Here is a 20141-nt window from a genome sequence, read left to right on the forward strand (position 1 = left end):
GCATATTGCGTTTTGTTAAACTGAGGTAAAAAGAAAATTATGATGCGAATCGCGCTCTTCCTGCTAACGAACCTGGCCGTAATGGTCGTTTTCGGGCTGGTACTGAGCCTGACAGGGATACAGTCGAGCAGCGTTCAGGGGCTGATGATCATGGCCTTGCTGTTCGGTTTTGGTGGTTCCTTCGTTTCGCTTCTGATGTCCAAATGGATGGCATTACGATCTGTTGGCGGGGAAGTGATCGAGCAACCGCGTAACGAAAGGGAACGTTGGCTGGTCAATACTGTAGCAACCCAGGCTCGTCAGGCGGGGATCGCTATGCCGCAAGTGGCTATCTACCATGCGCCGGACATCAACGCTTTTGCAACCGGTGCGCGCCGTGATGCCTCTCTGGTTGCTGTCAGCACCGGTTTGCTGCAGAACATGAGCCCGGATGAAGCCGAGGCGGTAATTGCTCACGAAATCAGCCACATCGCCAATGGTGATATGGTCACCATGACGCTGATTCAGGGCGTGGTGAACACCTTCGTTATCTTTATTTCCCGTATTCTGGCGCAGCTTGCCGCGGGTTTTATGGGCGGAAATCGTGATGAAGGTGAAGAGAGCAACGGCAACCCGCTGATCTACTTTGCGGTTGCAACGGTTCTGGAACTGGTGTTTGGTATTCTGGCGAGCATTATCACCATGTGGTTCTCGCGTCATCGTGAATTCCATGCAGATGCCGGTTCGGCAAAACTGGTTGGTCGCGAGAAAATGATTGCCGCGCTGCAGCGCCTGAAAACCAGCTATGAACCGCAAGAAGCAACCAGCATGATGGCTTTCTGCATTAACGGTAAGTCGAAATCGCTCAGTGAGTTGTTCATGACTCACCCGCCGCTGGATAAACGTATTGAAGCTCTGCGTACGGGTGAATACCTGAAGTAATATGAAGTAAATACTAAAAAGCGCGTCCTGATCGACGCGCTTTTTTTATGCCCTGGCTCGTGGCTGAGTGATACGTAAACCACTGACACAGGCAGCAATCACTGCCAGAATAGCCGCAGCCATCAGCGAGACGTGCGTACCATTATCACCAAACTGATTTAGCATCAGCGCCACCAGCGCCGCGCCACTACTCTGACCCAGTAGACGAGCCGTTCCTAACATGCCACTGGCCCCACCGCTACGTTCGCGCGGAGCGGAGGTAATAATGGTGTGGTTATTGGGTGACTGGAATAAGCCAAATCCAGCGCCACATAAGATCATCGGCCAGATAATATTGATATCCGCAGGTGACGCGGGCAGCAGAACCAGGGAAAAAAGCCCCGTAGCCATGATGAACAACCCTAAAGCACCCAGCAATCCTGCATGTACGCGTTCAATCAAATAGCCTGCCAGAGGAGCCATCACCATCGTTGCTAACGGCCACGGTGTCAGAAGTAAACCTGTTTCGACTTCACTACGCCCGAGCACGGTTTGCAGGTAAAAGGGCAGGGAAACCATTGCCAGCATTTGTGCGCAGAAAGAGCAAACAGATGTGCAAATAGAAAGTGAAAACAGCGGGATACGCAGTAAATCCACCGGTAGCAGCGGTACGGGAAGAGAAAGCTGGCGGCGAATAAAGAAAATACCAACAACAACCATTACCACCAGTTCCGCAGCAATTAACGTCAGCGATTGCCCCTGAGCGAAACCACTCAACGCAGTGATAAGCAGGCCGAAGGTTAACGCGTTCATCACGGCGCTGGGCAGGTCGAAACGGGGTTTACTGGCGCGAGAACCATTGGGTGGCAGAAAACGCATCGCCAGAAGCAGGGCGATAATACCTAACGGTACGTTGATTAAAAATAACCATTTCCAGGATGCGATGGAGAGGATTGCTGCAGCAATTGTCGGCCCGGCAGCAGAAGAGACGGCAACAATAAACGAGTTTATGCCCATCCCTCTCCCCAGAAAACGTTGTGGATAGATCAGGCGGATAAGTGCGGTATTAACGCTCATCAACGCTGCACCGCCGAAACCTTGTATGACACGCGCAAGGGTGAGCATTTGCAGCGAATCAGAAAGGGCGCAGAACAGTGAAGACAACAGAAAAACGACCAGACCGCATTTATAAATACGTCGATAGCCAAACATATCGCCCAGAAACGAAAACGAGAGCAGGGAGATGACAATGGCGATTTGATAGGCGTTCACTACCCAGATGGAACTGGCTGGTGTGGCATGAAGGTCCGTGGCAATTGTTGGCAGGGCGACGTTGGCGATTGCGCCGTCAAGGACAGCCATCGAAATACCAATCACAATGGTTAATATCGCACCGTATCGCTGGGGCAATGGCAGGCCGTCGGCCTGAACTTTTGGCATAGGAATTTTATATCTTTGGTGAATAATCAACAGGGGTATGATTCTAGCACTGATATTCACGGTGGATGTCGCAGAATTGTAACTAACCGGCAAAAGATGGATTGCGACCACCCTGGTGCGAAATTATAATAAAAAACAGTTCTGATTTTTATAAAACACTCGCAATGAGGTGATAAATGGCTAACGCAGATCTGGATAAACAGCCTGATTCTGTATCTTCCGTGCTAAAAGTTTTTGGCATTTTGCAGGCGCTGGGTGAAGAGCGCGAAATAGGGATAACCGAGCTGTCGCAGCGCGTCATGATGTCAAAAAGCACCGTTTATCGCTTTTTACAGACCATGAAAACCTTAGGTTATGTGGCGCAGGAAGGGGTGTCGGAGAAATATTCCCTGACCCTGAAATTGGTTGAACTGGGCGCTCGCGCGTTACAAAACGTCGATTTAATTCGTAGCGCAGATATCCAGATGCGTGAGATCTCCCGCCTGACCAAAGAAACTATCCACCTCGGCGCACTGGACGAAGACAGTATTGTTTACATTCACAAAATTGACTCTATGTACAATTTGCGCATGTATTCACGGATTGGGCGTCGTAATCCGCTGTACAGCACCGCGATTGGTAAGGTACTGCTGGCATGGCGCGATCGCGATGAAGTGAAGCAAATTCTTGAGGGCGTGGAGTATAAACGCAGTACCGAGCGGACCATCACCAGTACAGAAGCGTTATTACCCGTTCTGGACCAGGTGCGCGAGCAGGGGTATGGAGAAGATAACGAAGAGCAGGAAGAAGGGCTGCAATGCATTGCGGTACCGGTATTTGATCGCTTTGGCGTGGTCATTGCCGGTTTGAGCATCTCCTTCCCGACGTTGCGTTTCTCTGAAGAGCGTTTACAGGAATATGTCGCAATGTTGCATACCGCAGCGCGCAAAATTTCTGCCCAAATGGGTTATCACGACTATCCGTTCTGATGAGAGTAAGAACCTGTCGGAATATCAAACAGACAGGTTCTTTATTTAGCATGAGAAAAATAAAGTTGAAGGTGCGTTATATTAAACGCGCTTGCTATAAGAATATTTTACTCATGAGTGAGAATCTGGTTATTTATTACCCTTAACCATTATCGACCACGATATTGCTTTTACGTAACAGTGGGCAATCTGTTATCTCCAAGAAACCACTTTTAGTGTGCAAGTATTGTACCGTGCTGGTGCCTCTGGCAGTCAGATAGGTACATTGCAAACCTAATCCTGCGGCATTCTCTTTGCTTCCAATCAAAACGCCATATCCGCTGAGTAATAATCCTATCCATACCAGTGCTATCAGCATAACTGTGCGAATGATGAATCGCATTACAATCTCTTCTCTTTTTATGTTCGCTTAATCGTAGCGGCAATATGCGCTGAAGCAAGCTACTCATTCCGAAAAAGCACGAATATCGACATAGTTAGGCGCTGTTTAACTAACGCATGCTAGTTTAATGACATAAGGTAGGTGAAGCGGAGATTGGAGTGAAAAAGTTTCGATGGGTCGTTCTGGTTGTCGTGGTGTTGGCTTGCTTGCTGCTTTGGGCGCAGGTATTCAACATGATGTGCGATCAGGATGTACAATTTTTCAGCGGAATTTGTGCCATTAACCAGTTTATCCCGTGGTGATATCATTTTTTCAGCACTAGATTTTCTTCCTCTCCAGCAGTGGTAGAATAGCGCCTCTACTCAGAGGTGGTGAAATGAACGAAGTTGTAAATTCAGGCGTGATGAACATTGCGTCTTTGGTTGTATCGGTGGTGGTTCTTCTTATCGGGCTCATCTTGTGGTTTTTTATCAATCGTGCCAGTTCACGGACTAACGAACAGATTGAACTGCTTGAGGCGTTGCTGGATCAGCAAAAACGTCAAAATGCACTGTTACGTCGTTTGTGCGAAGCAAACGAACCAGAGAAAGCAGATAAAAAGACCATTGAGAGTCAAAAATCGGTTGATGACGAAGATATTATTCGCCTGGTCGCCGAACGATAATCCTTCCTCAATCTTGAGTAACCCCGTCGTTGAAGGGTTACTCAATTCATCCTGATTATACGCACTGTCATGGTGCAACTGCTTCAAATTAAAACTCTGGTCTGACTTCAAATAATTATCATATTATTTATTTGCGTAACGGGATATCAGAAAAAGATATTTTCCTCATTAATTTATTAGGATGTTTACATCAGATTTGTGATTAAGCGTGGTATTATTTATTAGCGAAACGTTTCTCTCTTGATTTTTTTGCTCACTCATCAATTTTTCTTATTTTAAATTTACAATCCCTTTGGGGATTGACTTCTCTTTAGGGTAATTGATAGCCGTTAACTGACTGTTTTATGAGAAAAAGTGATATAACTTTTTATTCATTGCATAGCAGAAAATGTGATATTGCACGCACTATGTAATAACTTCTCCCTCTGGCCTGGAACAACTGAACTTATTGAACTATGTTAGAAACTACGCCAGTTTAAGTATCTGCCTGAACTGGCAAGGTTAAGCACAATGATATATCGGCGCGTATTCCGTTGCATAAGTGTGCAAAAAAAGTGGAAGACGTATCGAGATTTGTGCGTCTGATCGAGATATGTTTAAAAATGGCTTGCCATAATTAACGTTGTATGTGATAAAAGATTTCGGGTTAAACGAGGTACAGTTCTGTTTATGTGTGGCATTTTCAGTAAAGAAGTCCTGAGTAAACACGTTGACGTTGAATACCGCTTCTCTGCCGAGCCTTATATTGGTGCCTCATGCAGTAATGTGTCAGTTTTATCTATGTTATGCCTGCGGGCGAAGAAAACAATCTAAGGAATTTTTCAAATGGCAAAGATTAAAGGTCAGGTTAAGTGGTTCAACGAGTCTAAAGGTTTTGGCTTCATTACTCCGGCTGATGGCAGCAAAGATGTGTTCGTACACTTCTCCGCTATCCAGGGTAATGGCTTGAAAACTCTGGCTGAAGGTCAGAACGTTGAGTTCGAAATTCAGGACGGCCAGAAAGGTCCGGCAGCTGTTAACGTAACAGCTATCTGATCGAATCCACTGATCTGAAGTGTGAATACGCTTCAATCTCGCTATAAAGCCTCGTCGAATGCGAGGCTTTTTACTATGCTTTATCTTCGCTCCTGGCGTTCGGATATTTGCCCGCCGCGTGATTCGCGTTACACTTGCGGCCTTTAGTATCCTGCCGGAGTTGTCATGTCGTTTTCCTGTCCACTTTGCCATCAGCCTCTTTCGCGTGAAAAAAACAGCTATATCTGTCCCCAACGACATCAGTTTGATATGGCGAAAGAAGGGTATGTCAATCTGCTGCCCGTTCAGCATAAACGGTCTCGTGATCCGGGCGACAGCGCGGAAATGATGCAAGCACGCCGCGCATTCTTAGATGCCGGACATTATCAGCCGCTGCGTGATGCAATTGTCGCCCAACTGCGGGAACGGCTTGATGAAAAGGCCACGGCGGTGCTGGATATTGGCTGTGGTGAAGGGTATTACACACACGCATTTGCCGATGCGTTGCCCGAAATCACCACGTTTGGCCTGGATGTCTCGAAGGTAGCGATAAAAGCGGCGGCGAAACGCTATCCGCAGGTCACTCTTTGTGTCGCTTCCAGCCACCGTTTGCCGTTTTCCGATACCAGTATGGACGCCATAATACGTATTTACGCGCCGTGTAAAGCAGAAGAATTAGCACGAGTAGTGAAGCCCGGCGGCTGGGTCATTACTGCCACGCCGGGACCGCGACATTTGATGGAGCTGAAGGGGCTGATTTACAATGAAGTACATCTTCATGCACCTCATGCAGAACAACTGGAAGGTTTTACATTACAGCAGAGTGCGGAGTTGTGTTATCCGATGCGTCTTCGCGGTGATGAAGCCGTCGCATTATTGCAGATGACGCCGTTTGCCTGGCGTGCGAAGCCAGAAGTCTGGCAAACACTGGCAGCAAAAGAAGTGTTCGACTGCCAGACGGACTTTAATATTCACCTCTGGCAGCGTTCTTATTAACCGTGGAAGTGCGTCCAGAGGATCTGGACGCCGATGCCGATCAGCACCAGCCCGCCGAGAATTTCCGCTTTTTTCCCAATAATTGAGCCGATAAAGCGACCAACCATCATCCCTAATGTCGACATAATCAAGGTTGCACAACCAATGGCCAATGCGGTCGCGATAATGTTGACCTGAAGGAAAGCAAGACCAACACCCACAGCCATGGCATCCAGGCTGGTGGCAATCGCGGTGGTTACCAGTAGCCAGAAACCGTGCCGACGGCGCGGCTCTTCATCTTCATCATCTGCGCCACGAAAACCCTCAATAATCATTCGCCCGCCGAGGAATATCAGCAGCACAAACGCAATCCAGTGATTCCATTCAAGGACAAACCGGCTGGCTAACATGCCCATTCCCCAGCCGATCAGCGGCGTCAGGGTTTCGACGGCACCAAAAATAAGGCCGGTTCGCAATGCTTCAGAAAATTTCGGTTTATGGGAGGGGGGCACCTTTACCGATTGATGCAGCAAATGCATCCATCGACATACCAAACGCAAGAAGAACAGTAGCAGTGATATTCATGACAACGTCCTGACCGGGGTATCCATAAAACACATCATCGCCCCCAGCAAACATGCATACATGAACAACAAGCCGCGATGGGTTTTCGCGTTCATGCAGGCATAGCGATTGATGTGCATATGGTCTCGCCTGACTGAAAGTCTTCAGTCCGTACGTGCCACGTTTTGCAACGAGTATGTTGACACGTACATTTCCGGAATCTGGAAATCGGCTACTCCCCAAATGAGGGCGCAACCTTAACATATTTTGAGAATATAAAACAACTGTTGGAATATATTATTTCATTGCTTTATTGATAACGATTTTCATTTATGTTTATATATCAATGAAACGTTAAAATAAATAACAAATAAGGGAAGAGATAATATAGCCTAAGCTATGTCTGATTATTAAAAATACACTAAACATAGCTTTGGCTAAATTCATAAGTTATTGAGTTGATACGAGGGTAATGACTCCAACTTACTGATAGTGTTTTATGTTCAGATAATGCCCGATGACCTTGTCATGCAGCTCCACCGATTTTGAGAACGACAGTGACATCCGTCCCAGCCTTGCCAGATGTTGTCTCAGATTCAGATTATGTCGCTCAATGCGCTGAGTGTAACGCTTGCTGATAACGTGCAGCTTTTCCTTCAGGCGTGATTCATACAGCGGCCAGCCATCCGTCATCCATACCACGACCTCAAAGGCCGACAGCAGGCTCAGAAGACGCTCCAGTGTGGCCAAAGTGCGTTCACCGAAGACGTGCGCCACAACCGTCCTCCGTATCCTGTCATACGCGTAAAACAGCCAGCGCTGACGTGATTTAGCACCGACGTAGCCCCAATGTTCGTCCATTTCAGCGCAGACAATCACATCACTGCCCGGTTGTATGCGCGAGGTTACCGACTGCGGCCTGAGTTTTTTAAGTGACGTAAAACCGTGTTGAGGCCAACGCCCATAATGCGTGCACTGGCGCGACATCCGACGCCATTCATGGCCATATCAATGATTTTCTGGTGCGTACCGGGCTGAGAGGCGGTGTAAGTGAACTGTAGTTGCCATGTTTTACGGCAATGAGAGCAGAGATAGCGCTGATGTCCGGCAGTGCTTTTGCCGTTACGCACCACGCCTTCAGTAGCGGAGCAGGAAGGACATCTGATGGAAATGGAAGCCACGCAAGCACCTTAAAATCACCATCATACACTAAATCAGTAAGTTGGCAGCATTACCTGATACGAGAAGCTTATAAATTTTTTCCAGATCGTCGATATTTCGAACGCGGATTAACAGCCGACGCTGTTCTAATTGCATCACCAACACGCCATCTTCCGACAAGTTCATCGCTTTGATTCGGCTATATTCAATCCAGACATTGGCGAAGAAAAAACCTTTTTGTTTAAAGATGATCTTCGGAATGCGGATCCAGAATATATAAAAACCCATCAGAGCCAGTGCACTTAATAACCATGTTGTTATTAGCGCGCCATGATTCGTGACGTTGTTATAGATAAGAATGACAATCAATCCGACGAAGATAACGCTATCGATGCGACCACGCCGGAGCAAAGGAATTGCCAGCAGGGTGGGGCCGTTACGGCGGGGCATGATGAACTGATCGTAGATCGCGAAGGCCAGGAGTGCGGCGATGAAAAGAATCAGTACCAGGTCCGTGATTGTCATTAATCCTCCAGATAAAAAAACGGGGCCAAAAGGCCCCGGTAGTGTACGACAGTCTTACAGTCCCAGCAGGCCGCAAGCGTAACCAGCGATACCGATGACGAAGAAGCCAACGATGATCCACAGCGGGTTAACTTTTTTGCGCAGCAGCCACATACAAGCAAATGTCAGCAGCAGTGGTACAAGGCCTGGCATTAACTGGTCAAGAATAGTTTGCACGGTGGTGACACGGGTCTGTCCATCCTGCCCGGTGATGGTCGAAACCACCAGCGGGATGTTGACATGTGTCCACTTGTTAACCAATGCCCCCATGACAAACAGGCCGAGGATAGACGCCCCTTCCGTCAGTTTTTGCAGGAAGCCACCACCCATATCTTTAACGATATCGATACCTTTGGAGTAACCATACGCTACGCCGTAGTAACGGGTTGCCAGACGCACCAGGTTAAACAGGATGAAGAACAGCAGCGGACCTAACAGGCTGCCGCTCATCGCGATACCGGCACCCAGTGCTGCAAATACCGGACGTACGGTTCCCCAGAAGATCGGGTCGCCTACACCAGCCAGCGGCCCCATCAAACCGACTTTGATACCGTTGATAGCACCGTCATCGATCTCTGCGCCATTAGCACGCTGTTCTTCCAGCGCCAGGGTTACGCCGAGAATCGGTGCAGCCACGAACGGCTGGGTGTTAAAGAACTCCAGGTGACGGCGAATAGCTTGTTTACGAGCTTCGTTGTTCTCAGGGTAGAGGCGACGAATTGCCGGTACCATAGAGAAGCAGAAACCCAGTGCCTGCATACGTTCGAAGTTCCATGAACCCTGGAAGAGGTTAGAACGCAGGAATACGCCACGAATATCACTTTGAGTGAGTTTTTTCTCGGTGGTAGTTTGAGTTGTATCAACCATTTCGCTCACCTGTTAGTCCAGTTCGTTATCGAGATCGTTGTTACCAGCTGCCTGAGCAGGCGCACCGGCTACGCGGTTGTATTTCGGGCTAAGTTGGATGTAGAGCACTGCCATAACAGTACCAATCACACCCAGAGCAACCAGGTTAAAGTTGGTGAATGCTGCGGTTACGAAGCCGAGGTAGAAGAACGGCATCAGGTAGCCAGCACGCATCATGTTGATAACCATCGCATAACCAACCACCACGATCATGCCCCCGGCGATATTCAGACCATTGGTCACCACTTCCGGAATCGCATTCAGCATGTTCTGTACTTCGCTGGTACCAACAGACAGCGCAACGATGACGGCCGGAATAGCCACACGCATTGCTTGCAGGAACAGAGAAGAAACGTGGATCCAGGAAATCGCTGTCAGGTTGCCGTTATCAGCAGCCTTATCCGCAGCGTGCTGGAAAGCAACGGTAATAGTACGAACGATGATGGTCAGTACCTGGCCCGCAGCGGCCAGAGGGATTGCCAGTGCGATACCTGCACCAATGCTCTGATGACCTGCGATAACCAGAATGGTAGAAATGATAGAAGCCAGAGCGGCGTCAGGCGCAACTGCAGCACCGATGTTCATCCAGCCCAGCGCGATCATTTCCAGCGTACCACCGATAATAATACCGGTTTTCATATCCCCAAGAACGATACCCACCAGGGTACACGCGATTAGCGGACGGTGAAACTGAAATTCATCGAGGATTGATCCCATACCTGCGATACAGGCTACGATAAATACCAGCACAATTTGAAGAGTGGTAATCTCCATTGTACTTCTCCTGTTTACGTAAGACTTAAGTGTGAAAACTGAATGATAATCAACACAATACGTTACTTATCGATTTTGCTGATCAGATCCATCATTTTCAGTTTCGGATCGGTGGAAACCTTACGGACTTCCAGCTCAATACCGCGTGCATTCAGTTTTTTGAACGCCTCGATATCTTTTTCATCAACCGAAACCGCGTTATTCACCTGGGTTTTACCCTGACGGAATGCCATACCACCGACGTTAACAGAGGTGATTTTCACGCCGCCTTCAACGAGACGCTCTACATCTGTTGGGTTGGTAAATAACAGCATTACGCGTTCGCCAGCATATTTCGGGTTGTTGTAGACGCGAATCATTTTGGCAACATCAACTACGTGTGCTGTTACGCCCGGAGGTGCAACCTGGGTGAGCAGTGTCTTACGAACGGTATCCGCAGCCACTTCATCACTAACAACAATAATACGGGAGACATTGGTTTCTTTGGTCCAGCGGGTGGCGACCTGACCGTGAATCAGACGGTCGTCGATACGCGCAAGGCCAATAACCATGTAGTCGTTTGGCCCCATTGGTTTTGCCGGAGTTGGAGCCGCTTTTGGTGCTGCGGCAGCGGGTGCTGGCGCGGCTTTTTCAACCGGTTTGGCTTTCAGTGCTTTCACGCCTTCACGGCCTGTTTCTACTGCCAGCGCAACCAGTTCATCAAAGCTCGGGTCATCATCACGGGCCATTAACGTTTCCACGAGCATTGGAATGTTAACGCCTGCAATGACTTCATAATGCTCTTTGTCGACGACAATGCGGCTGGCAGCATTGAACGGGCTGCCTCCCCATGTATCAACGAGAAACAGCACGCCTTTAGTGGTGTCGAGTTTTGCCAACTGAGCGTTGTATTTTTCAATCAGCGTTTCGGCATTTTCACCTGGAACGAAATCGATCCAGCCGACGTTTTCCTGCTCGCCTAACAGCATTTCTGCCGTTTTAAGCAACTGCTCTGCAGCCCAACCATGTGTGCCTATAACAATAGCAATGGTCACTTGCTACCTCCTTTATTATCGTTAACACCTCAACGTGCCAGATGTATTTTTGAATCGTCGTCCACAATCGAATCGATTCAGATAAGGGCTACAACCAAAAACCCCTGCGTTTCGCGATTTATTTTAGATATCGAAAAAATTATTTTATGTGATGAAGATCCGTAATTTAACTTTCGATTATCAGAAATTTCGAAAGGTAAAATATCCTTGTCACATTCGTTTGCAAAGGAAGGTAAATCTTTGCCAAATCAGAGGCGTCTCTGATATGTTTAACTCCCGTTTAACAACCATGGAGTATAGGGCAGTAGCCCGCAGTATGGATCGTCACCGACGTCATTTCAGCATCAGGCCTTTTAACGCCTGCCTTTCTGGCACTCTATGCCGCACCTTTCGTTTGCATTTTGTCGTTACGCCTGCATTATTTCTGGCGTCGAATAGCTATTCCTTAAGCAGGAGCTTGTCATGGAATTCTTAATGGACCCCTCAATTTGGGCGGGGCTACTCACGCTTGTTGTTCTCGAAATTGTGCTGGGTATCGATAACCTGGTCTTCATCGCCATTCTTGCTGACAAACTGCCGCCAAAACAACGCGATAAAGCGCGTTTGCTGGGGTTATCACTGGCGCTGATTATGCGTCTGGGGCTGCTGTCGCTGATTTCATGGATGGTCACGCTGACCAAACCGCTATTTACCGTCATGGATTTCTCCTTCTCCGGACGCGATCTGATTATGTTGTTCGGGGGGATATTCTTGCTGTTCAAAGCAACAACCGAACTGCATGAACGGCTGGAAAACCGCGATCATGATTCCGGCCACGGTAAAGGCTACGCCAGTTTCTGGGTGGTCGTCACACAGATTGTCATCCTTGACGCCGTCTTCTCGTTGGATGCGGTAATTACTGCAGTAGGGATGGTTAACCATCTGCCGGTGATGATGGCGGCGGTAGTGATTGCGATGGCGGTTATGTTGCTGGCATCGAAACCGCTGACGCGATTCGTTAACCAGCACCCCACGGTGGTGGTGCTCTGTCTGAGCTTCCTGTTAATGATTGGTCTGAGTCTGGTGGCAGAAGGTTTCGGTTTCCACATTCCGAAAGGTTACCTGTATGCCGCGATTGGCTTCTCGATCATTATCGAAGTGTTTAACCAGATTGCGCGTCGCAACTTTATTCGTCACCAGTCGACTTTGCCGCTGCGAGCGCGTACTGCCGATGCCATCCTGCGTTTGATGGGCGGGAAACGTCAGGCCAATGTTCAGCACGATGCCGATAACCCGATGCCGATCCCGGAAGGTGCATTTGCCGAAGAAGAACGGTACATGATTAACGGCGTACTGACGCTGGCGTCGCGTTCTCTGCGCGGGATCATGACGCCGCGCGGTGAAATAAGCTGGGTTGACGCTAATCTCGGGGTCGATGAAATCCGCGAGCAACTGCTCTCTTCACCGCACAGTCTGTTCCCGGTATGTCGCGGTGAACTGGATGAAATCATCGGTATCGTACGTGCTAAAGAACTGCTGGTGGCGCTGGAAGAGGGCGTTGATGTGGCGGCGATTGCTTCGGCGTCTCCGGCGATTATCGTCCCGGAAACCCTCGATCCGATCAACCTGCTGGGCGTGCTGCGTCGCGCTCGCGGGAGCTTTGTTATCGTGACCAACGAGTTTGGTGTGGTACAAGGCTTGGTCACGCCGCTGGATGTGCTGGAAGCCATTGCGGGTGAATTCCCGGACGCTGACGAAACGCCGGAAATCATTACCGATGGTAACGGCTGGCTGGTAAAAGGCGGTACAGATTTGCATGCCTTGCAGCAGGCGCTTGATGTTGAGCACCTTGCCGATGACGATGATATCGCGACGGTCGCGGGCCTCGTGATCTCGGCAAATGGTCACATTCCCCGTGTGGGCGATGTGATTGATGTAGGGCCACTGCATATCACCATCTTTGAAGCCAATGATTATCGTGTTGATCTGGTTCGCATTGTTAAAGAGCAACCGGCGCACGATGAAGATGAGTAAGCGTTAACGTAACGACATAATGGGCGTGATATGTCCATTATGCCGGGCGGGCGGCGGTTGGCTGCCCGCCAGCCATTTGGGAAAATCACGTAGCGGCATCGGCTGTGCGTACAAATACCCTTGCAAAATATGCACGCCATGACGGCGCAAATACTTCGCCTGTTCTTGCGTTTCCACGCCCTCCGCCACCAGTTCAATATTCAGTCTTTGCCCCAGCGCGATGATGATATCGGTCACCGTCGAGTTAACCGCGTCAGAACCTATAGCTGCGGTAAATGACTTATCAATTTTCAGCACGTCAGGACGTAATGTTTCAAGCCAGGAAAACGAGCTGTTGCCGGTGCCGAAGTCATCAATCGCCAGTTTGACGTTTTTACGATGCAGCTCGCGGGCAATCCGATAATCAACATCCAGTAAGGCATCGCGTTCGGTGATTTCGAGGATCAGTTGCTGAATCGGGTGAGCGCTAAACCAGTACTGATTGAGATCTTTTATCAGCACACCACGGCGAAAATGGCTGGGTGCGACGTTAATGCCAACATGAAACTGACTACTCATCGGGAAAACATGGTGCTGACGAATGGTTTCTGCCATCACATAGTGGGTCAGTGGCACAATTAAATGATGTTCTTCCGCGATAGGAATAAACACATCCGGTGAAATCCAGCCCTGACGCGGATTATTCCAGCGCAGCAAAATCTCTACACCAATACATTGCTGGCTGCGCGCATTAAGCAAAGGCTGACAGAACAATTCGAACTCATGTTGCGCCAGGCCCAGATTAATTTCGCGGGAAAAGCTCATCCGGTAAGCGGTCGCCAGCCAGGCGATATAGCCCACCAGTAAACTTAGCAGCACCGCCAGCGGTAATTGTGTTGGAAGATAGTGCCATGCCAGCGCCGTAGCCCCCGGACCATTTACGTTAATGGTAAAAGGAAAGCTTTGCGAAGAAACCTGATAGTTTTCATTGTCTTCAGGTTGCGGAAGGGAATCTACCAGCCCATTACCATAGAGCAAATGCCGTTTGTCCACCGTCAGGCTGGCGCTACTGATTTGCGGCAGTTGTGGCTCAAGGAGCATTGCCGTCAGTAAGTCGATGTTAATCATCTCTATGACCCCAGCATTGCTACTGCCCGCTGCAGGCGTCCATTGAATCAAAACCGGACTGCCTTTAATCAGGGCACGGTCGATCGTCAGGCGTAAAAGTGGTTGCGGTGCAGGAAGTTCAGCCAGAATGTCCACGACGGGCACATTGCGATAACCAAAAATGCTGGAGCAATAAAGTGTGCCGTCTTGCACCAGGCCAATGGATCGCACAGTTTGGAGTTTTGCCGCCTGTTTACGTAATGGCAAATGGGCGACAGAGCAGGGCAGACCAATCAGCGGAAGCAAGACTTTGCTACCTGCCTGTAGGGGAAGCAGTACTTTATCTAATTCCTCTACAGCGTGATTGGCGAATTGTACTACCCGTTGTTGATTTAAGTTACGCTGTGAAATAAATCGCACGCTCAGGGTCGAAGCGAGCGTAACGAGTGCGCAAATCGTACAAACAATCATTCGATTACGGCGATAGGTTTTAATGATCCGTTGTGCTTTTTGCATGCGGGCCACCCTGTAAGCGTATGGCGACAAACGCCTGACGCAACAGTGGAAGTGTAGTGGGGAATATTACAGCAGACGAGAAAGCGGGTATAAATTCGCCCATCCGTTGCAGATGGGCGAGTAAGAAGTATTAGTCACACTGGACTTTGATTGCCAGACCACCGCGTGAGGTTTCGCGGTATTTGGCGTTCATGTCCTTACCGGTTTCGTACATCGTTTCGATGACCTTATCCAGCGAGACGCGCGGTGCACTGGTGCGGCGCAGAGCCATCCGTGCGGCGTTAATCGCCTTCACAGAGGCAATGGCATTACGCTCAATGCACGGCACCTGAACCTGCCCTGCAACCGGGTCGCAGGTTAAACCAAGGTTGTGTTCCATGCCAATTTCCGCCGCCACGCAAACCTGTTCCGGGCTACCGCCCAGCAGTTCTGCAAGACCCGCAGCAGCCATTGAACAGGCAACACCCACTTCGCCCTGGCAACCAACTTCCGCACCGGAAATAGAGGCGTTCATTTTATACAATGCACCAATCGCGCCCGCTGCCATAAAGTAACGGGTATAGATGTCTGGGCTGACCGATTCAATAAAGTGGTCATAGTAAGCCAGCACTGCCGGAACGATACCGCAGGCACCGTTGGTTGGCGCAGTTACCACACGACCACCGGCGGCGTTTTCTTCGTTAACTGCCAGCGCAAACATGTTTACCCAGTCAATGACATTCATCGGATCGTTAGACAGTTTATCGCTGGAAACTAACATCCGGCGCAGGGCAGACGCACGACGTGGCACGCGCAGCGGGCCTGGCAGTACACCTTCGGTGTTCATCCCGCGATCGATACATGCCTGCATGGTTTGCCAGACATGCGCGAAATACTCGTCGATCTCTTTCTTGCTGTGCAGCGCCAGTTCGTTCTGCATAGCGAGACCAGACAGCGAATAGCCGGTTTCATTACAGTACGCGAGCAGTTCGGTGGCAGATTTGAACGGATACGGCACGCTCACTTCGTTGGCAGCATCCTGACCAAAGTGTTCTTCATCGACGATAAAACCGCCGCCGATGGAATAATAAGTTTTGCTGTAGACGACTTCATCGCCGTTATAGGCGTGGATTTGCATACCGTTTTCATGCAGCGGCAGGTTGCCGTTATGAAAACGCATCCCGTTGTCGCGCGGGAAATCCACTTCATGCCGTCCCTGTGCCAGCAGCAGACGTTCGCGCTCTTTTACGTCGCGAATAAAACCGGGAATACTGTCGATATCCACGGTGGCAGGTTCGTTACCTGCAAGACCCATAATAATGGCGATATCGGTGTGGTGGCCTTTACCCGTCAGCGACAGTGAACCATAAACGTCCACGGCAACGCGAGTAACGCTATCCAGTAAGCCTTTTTCGACCAGATCATCGACGAACTGTTTACCCGCCTTCATAGGCCCTACGGTATGGGAAGATGAGGGACCAATCCCCACCTTAAACATGTCGAATAGACTAATCACGATAATACTCCTGACAAGGTGACTGGACTTCCAGTAACGAACTAATAACAGCGCATAGTGTAAGAGGGAACGCGGCGACTGGCTTAACTATTCACATGAATTAAACTAATCAAAAACCGCGATTTAACTAATATTGCGATGATTGTCTCAAGTAGTGTTTTGTAGATGTAAAGATAAGTATAGTCAGGGGGTCACACCAATTTGCAGCGCCAGCTCACGAATTATGCCTGCGGTCATTCCCCATACAAAATACTGTTCGTACCAGGACAGCCATACCCGATGTGAATCGCCACGGCGGTAGATATCTAAAGGGTGATAACGACCCAGATGTAATGCCTGGGCGAGCGGCATTTCAAACACCGCCGAGACTTCATCTTCACTGGCGCGATACGGCAGATCGGGCGGGATAATGCCGACCACTGGGGTTACTTGATAGCCAGTTACGCTATCGACGGGCGGCAGCACGCCGATAACTTCAACGGCGGAAGGCGGTATAGCGACCTCTTCTTCAGCTTCGCGCAGCGCGGCGGCGATAACTGATGCGTCCGTGTCATCGACTGCACCTCCAGGGAATGCCACTTGTCCAGCGTGTTTACGCAGATGAATTGAACGCTGAGTCAGCAACAACCCCGGTTGCGGTCGACGGACGATGGGGATTAACACGGCAGCCTGACGATGATTTAGGGGTTCCCGGTTAATTTGCGGGCGCAAAAGTTGAAAGCGAGATAAAAAATCATCAAGCGTCAGGCTACGGTATTCCACGTCTTACTTCTCCAGTTGGCGTAATATCTTATTAACTTTATCAAAAGTTTCCTGATATTCCGCTTCTTCCTGGCTATCGGCGACAATTCCACCGCCCGCAGAGCAGTATATTTGTCCGTTAATGGCAGTCAGCGTGCGGATAGTAATGCTGGTATCCATGTTGCCGCAAAAGCTCAAATAGCCAATGCTGCCGCACCAGGCATTACGTCGCTGCGGTTCCAGTTCGTCGATAATTTCCATAGCCCGTACTTTCGGAGCCCCGGTTATTGAGCCACCAGGAAAAGCTGCGCGCAGCAGATCGCTGGCGTGTAACTGTTCTGGTAGTCGCGCCGTTATAGTGCTGACCAGATGATGCACGGCAGGGAAGGGTTCCACCACGAAGAGCTCTGGTACTTTTACCGAACCGGCTACGGCAACACGACCGATATCATTACGCATTAAATCGACAATCATCAGATTTTCGGCACGATCTTTCGCTGAGTTCGCCAGTTTTTCTGCTTGTTTGCTATCTTCCTGAGGATCGGGCAGGCGTGGTAGCGTGCCTTTAATCGGGCGGGTCTGGATTTCACTATTATCACAAAGAATAAACCGCTCTGGCGAAAGGCTTAAAATTGCACCCTGTTCAAGACGTAAAAAAGCGCTAAATGGCGCGCGGTTGGCCTGATTAAGCTGAAGGAATGCCTGCCATTCATCGCCAGAATAGGTCGCATGAAAACGCTGGGCGAGATTCACCTGATAGCAATCACCGCTGTGCAGATATTCCTGTACCTGGCGAAATTTTTCGCCGTACTGCTCGTGGGTCATATTGGATTGCCAGTCGGAAGTGAGCGTGAAATCTTCCTGCGGCGAGAATTGCTGGCTTTCCAGCCAGGCCCGACGGGCATTGACATCATTATGACTCAGCAAAGAAACTGTATGACGCTGGTGGTCGACAATGAGCGCCCAATCGTAGATACCCACTGCCATATCCGGCAGAACGATATCTTGTTCCGCAATTTCTGGCAGTGACTCAAAACGGCGGCCCAGATCGTAGCCAAACAACCCCAGTGCGCCGCCCTGAAATGGCAAATCTTCGTTATGCGTTGGGCGAATGTCTGCGCGATCCAGCACCTGCTGGAGCACCTGTAGCGGGTCATCAGTGGTCGTTGTGCGTTTTTCGCTTTCACTAACAACGGTTTCTTTACCTAAAGTGGTTAAAGTGCAAATCGGATCGGCGACCACAATATCAAAGCGGCTATACGGATGATCGGCATAGCCGGAGTGTAAAAGCATCGCCCACGGCAGGTGGCTTAAGCGGGAGAAATAAAATTCAGCGGCGTCCTGACGCCAGGGTAAAGTAATCACAGTGGGAGATAACGTCTTCATCAGTCCTGACTCTACTGGCTATGTGCCGGGTAGCATGAAATAATTAGCGCCAACAATTTAGCAGGAGTTAACAATGTTTGCAGGTTTACCTTCACTCATCCATGAACAGCAGCAAAAAGCTGTCGAGCGGATCCAGGAACTGATGGCACAAGGGATGAGTAGCGGCCAGGCAATCGCGCTGGTGGCAGAAGAGCTGCGTGCCAACCACTCCGGCGAGCTAATCGTGGCGCGTTTTGAGGATGAAGACGAGTAACACACTAATCCGTATCGATTTCGTTATAGAAGCCGATGATCATTTGATTGTGAGAAAAAGGACGCTTTTTATATGTGATTAAAAGCGTCCTGACCCATTTATGCTGATATAAATTTAACTCAGACCAGTGCTTTTAGTTCTTCCTGCATATATGTTGAAAAGTATTCAGGATTTTTAATCACAGAGCGTTCACCTGTCTCCATTTTTTTTGCCCATCCAACCATTTTTTCCGTGAACCCAGGGTTCCAGCCTTCCTGGTCAGCTCGCGCCGTAATATCAGCGGCACTCGCGGGTACTCCCAGTTCTTTTAAATATTTAAAGATTCCCTTCGCCGTGCTTTCATTCATCGAACTTGGTGTTGGCGCTGATACATCCATGGCACCAATGAAATCCAGGGCTTTATCTATTACAGCAGGCATATTCTTATCCTTAAAATTAACCATGTTATCGATAAGGCTATATATGACCTTAATTTGCATCTAATATCAAAGGGATTATAACGATATGGCACGAGTTAACCTGTTGACATTCAGGTGTTTTAAAGGTAGCAGCTCATGGTGTGTTATCCAGTAAGATGGAGAAAATTAACGGTCAGCCCGCACGCTATAACCAGATTGTTCAGCTAAGAAAGAAAACCAGAGTTGCTAATCAAAGGGCGAACACAACGGCATGGTTATGTTTATTTATATAGTTAGTTTTATAGATAAAATTGAAATTATAAATATAAATAATGAATTAGCATCAACAGTAATATCTTATTCTCTGGTCGATTTATGTAAAACCGACCAGTATTATCGATAAATTATCGTCTGACTTATTTTGCTTCGATAAAGCTTACACCGCAGCCACAATCTTAATTTCAACTTTATACTTCGGGTTCATCAAACCCGCTTGTACCGTGCAGCGCACCGGCGCATGACCCGCGACAACCCAGGCATCCCACGCTTTATTCATCGCCGCGAAGTCGTTTTTATCGGCCAGGAAAATGGTGGCATCCAGAATGCTCGATTTATTGCTGCCCTGTTTTTCCAGCACGGCGTCAATCTGTGCCAGCGTGTTGGCGGTTTGCTCAAAGGCATCGGCGTCGAGGTTTTCCGGTACACCAGTGTAGTAGAGCGTGTTGTTGTGGATTACTACATCAGACCAGCGGGCTTCAGCATCGATACGAACGATAGTCATCATTTTGTCCTCATTATACTTCCATTTTCGTGCTGCAAAGACTGCCACAATGTGAGGTTGCCGTCACCACTTCAACTGGCGAAAGCGCCCTCATCCTGACATAATCCCTGTTCAAATCAACAGGGG

Annotated in this window: 23 protein-coding genes, 1 pseudogene and 1 other annotated feature; of the genes and pseudogenes, 9 read left to right on the forward strand and 15 right to left on the reverse strand. The window is 49.1% G+C overall.

The window, feature by feature from the left end; all coding sequences use genetic code 11:
- Positions 1–42: 42 nt before the first annotated feature.
- Complete coding sequence (gene htpX / locus SF1396; RefSeq protein NP_707290.2) at positions 43–921, forward strand: heat shock protein HtpX; 879 nt, start codon at positions 43–45, stop codon at positions 919–921.
- 45 nt (positions 922–966) lie between these two features.
- Here the strand turns inward: htpX and SF1397 are convergent, their stop codons facing one another.
- Positions 967–2451, reverse strand: a complete 1485-nt coding sequence (locus tag SF1397; RefSeq protein NP_707291.1) for a transporter — start codon at positions 2449–2451, stop codon at positions 967–969.
- A gap of 65 nt (positions 2452–2516) precedes the next feature.
- Here SF1397 and SF1398 point away from each other — a divergent pair, with 65 nt between their 5' ends.
- A complete protein-coding gene (locus SF1398; RefSeq protein ID NP_707292.1) occupies positions 2517–3308 on the forward strand; it encodes a DNA-binding transcriptional regulator KdgR in 792 nt (263 codons plus the stop codon).
- Between the two features lie 142 nt (positions 3309–3450).
- On the opposite strand, the gene SF1399 is transcribed toward SF1398, so the two are convergent.
- Entirely contained in the window at positions 3451–3690 is a 240-nt protein-coding gene (locus SF1399) for a hypothetical protein (RefSeq protein ID NP_707293.1), read from the reverse strand.
- 158 nt (positions 3691–3848) lie between these two features.
- On the opposite strand from SF1399, the gene SF1400 reads away from it, so the two are divergent.
- The 5 genes from SF1400 to rrmA all read left to right on the forward strand — a co-directional run bounded on the left by SF1400 (position 3849) and on the right by rrmA (position 6364).
- A complete protein-coding gene (locus SF1400; RefSeq protein ID NP_707294.1) occupies positions 3849–3992 on the forward strand; it encodes a PhoPQ regulatory protein in 144 nt (47 codons plus the stop codon).
- A gap of 74 nt (positions 3993–4066) precedes the next feature.
- Positions 4067–4354, forward strand: coding sequence for a hypothetical protein (locus tag SF1401; RefSeq protein NP_707295.1), 288 nt, complete (start codon positions 4067–4069; stop codon positions 4352–4354).
- Between the two features lie 669 nt (positions 4355–5023).
- Entirely contained in the window at positions 5024–5167 is a 144-nt protein-coding gene (locus SF1402) for a hypothetical protein (RefSeq protein ID NP_707296.1), read from the forward strand.
- A 12-nt stretch (positions 5168–5179) separates the two neighbouring features.
- Positions 5180–5389 carry a cold shock-like protein CspC gene (gene cspC, locus SF1403; RefSeq protein ID NP_707297.1) on the forward strand — a complete coding sequence of 70 codons (210 nt, stop codon included), beginning with the start codon at positions 5180–5182 and terminating at the stop codon, positions 5387–5389.
- Between the two features lie 165 nt (positions 5390–5554).
- Positions 5555–6364 (forward strand): 23S rRNA (guanine(745)-N(1))-methyltransferase, encoded by an 810-nt coding sequence (rrmA, locus tag SF1404; protein ID NP_707298.1) that lies wholly within the window; start codon positions 5555–5557, stop codon positions 6362–6364.
- On the opposite strand, the pseudogene SF1405 reads toward rrmA, so the two are convergent.
- The 7 genes and pseudogenes from SF1405 to manX all read right to left on the reverse strand — a co-directional run bounded on the left by SF1405 (position 6361) and on the right by manX (position 11346).
- Positions 6361–6928 (reverse strand): annotated as a pseudogene (locus tag SF1405). The gene rrmA and the pseudogene SF1405 sit on opposite strands and share 4 nt — an antisense overlap.
- Before the next feature lie 447 nt (positions 6929–7375).
- Positions 7376–8143: a mobile genetic element, on the reverse strand.
- Entirely contained in the window at positions 7391–7786 is a 396-nt protein-coding gene (insB, locus tag SF1406) for an insertion element IS1 protein InsB (RefSeq protein NP_707300.1), read from the reverse strand. (Overlaps the previous feature by 396 nt.)
- Positions 7813–8088: an insertion element IS1 protein InsA gene (insA, locus tag SF1407; protein ID NP_707301.1), complete on the reverse strand. Its 276-nt coding sequence runs from the start codon at positions 8086–8088 to the stop codon at positions 7813–7815. (Lies within the feature at positions 7376–8143.)
- Complete coding sequence (locus tag SF1408; protein NP_707302.1) at positions 8117–8593, reverse strand: hypothetical protein; 477 nt, start codon at positions 8591–8593, stop codon at positions 8117–8119.
- Before the next feature lie 54 nt (positions 8594–8647).
- Positions 8648–9508: a PTS system mannose-specific transporter subunit IID gene (gene manZ / locus SF1409; protein ID NP_707303.1), complete on the reverse strand. Its 861-nt coding sequence runs from the start codon at positions 9506–9508 to the stop codon at positions 8648–8650.
- Between the two features lie 3 nt (positions 9509–9511).
- Positions 9512–10312 (reverse strand): PTS system mannose-specific transporter subunit IIC, encoded by an 801-nt coding sequence (manY, locus tag SF1410; protein ID NP_707304.1) that lies wholly within the window; start codon positions 10310–10312, stop codon positions 9512–9514.
- A gap of 62 nt (positions 10313–10374) precedes the next feature.
- Entirely contained in the window at positions 10375–11346 is a 972-nt protein-coding gene (gene manX / locus SF1411; RefSeq protein NP_707305.1) for a PTS system mannose-specific transporter subunits IIAB, read from the reverse strand.
- Positions 11347–11808: 462 nt separating this feature from the next.
- On the opposite strand from manX, the gene yoaE reads away from it, so the two are divergent.
- The gene (gene yoaE / locus SF1412) at positions 11809–13359 is read left to right on the forward strand and encodes a transporter (RefSeq protein ID NP_707306.1); all 1551 of its coding nucleotides are present in this window, start codon (positions 11809–11811) and stop codon (positions 13357–13359) included.
- Between the two features lie 3 nt (positions 13360–13362).
- On the opposite strand, the gene SF1413 is transcribed toward yoaE, so the two are convergent.
- From SF1413 to pabB, 4 genes are all read right to left on the reverse strand, one after another.
- On the reverse strand, positions 13363–14961 hold the full coding sequence (locus tag SF1413; protein NP_707307.2) for a hypothetical protein: 1599 nt from the start codon (positions 14959–14961) through the stop codon (positions 13363–13365).
- Between the two features lie 130 nt (positions 14962–15091).
- Positions 15092–16456, reverse strand: coding sequence for an L-serine deaminase (gene sdaA / locus SF1414; RefSeq protein NP_707308.1), 1365 nt, complete (start codon positions 16454–16456; stop codon positions 15092–15094).
- A 183-nt stretch (positions 16457–16639) separates the two neighbouring features.
- A complete protein-coding gene (gene yeaB / locus SF1415) occupies positions 16640–17218 on the reverse strand; it encodes an NUDIX hydrolase (protein ID NP_707309.1) in 579 nt (192 codons plus the stop codon).
- A gap of 3 nt (positions 17219–17221) precedes the next feature.
- Positions 17222–18583, reverse strand: coding sequence for an aminodeoxychorismate synthase subunit I (gene pabB / locus SF1416; RefSeq protein ID NP_707310.1), 1362 nt, complete (start codon positions 18581–18583; stop codon positions 17222–17224).
- Positions 18584–18656: 73 nt separating this feature from the next.
- On the opposite strand from pabB, the gene SF1417 reads away from it, so the two are divergent.
- Positions 18657–18836, forward strand: coding sequence for a hypothetical protein (locus SF1417; RefSeq protein ID NP_707311.1), 180 nt, complete (start codon positions 18657–18659; stop codon positions 18834–18836).
- A 119-nt stretch (positions 18837–18955) separates the two neighbouring features.
- On the opposite strand, the gene SF1418 is transcribed toward SF1417, so the two are convergent.
- Together SF1418 and SF1419 are read right to left on the reverse strand one after the other, a co-directional pair.
- Entirely contained in the window at positions 18956–19315 is a 360-nt protein-coding gene (locus SF1418) for a hypothetical protein (RefSeq protein NP_707312.1), read from the reverse strand.
- A 355-nt stretch (positions 19316–19670) separates the two neighbouring features.
- The gene (locus tag SF1419; RefSeq protein ID NP_707313.1) at positions 19671–20063 is read right to left on the reverse strand and encodes a hypothetical protein; all 393 of its coding nucleotides are present in this window, start codon (positions 20061–20063) and stop codon (positions 19671–19673) included.
- Between the last annotated feature and the right edge of the window lie 78 nt (positions 20064–20141).

The sequence above is a fragment of the Shigella flexneri 2a str. 301 genome (genome assembly GCF_000006925.2).
GTDB lineage: Bacteria > Pseudomonadota > Gammaproteobacteria > Enterobacterales > Enterobacteriaceae > ECMA0423.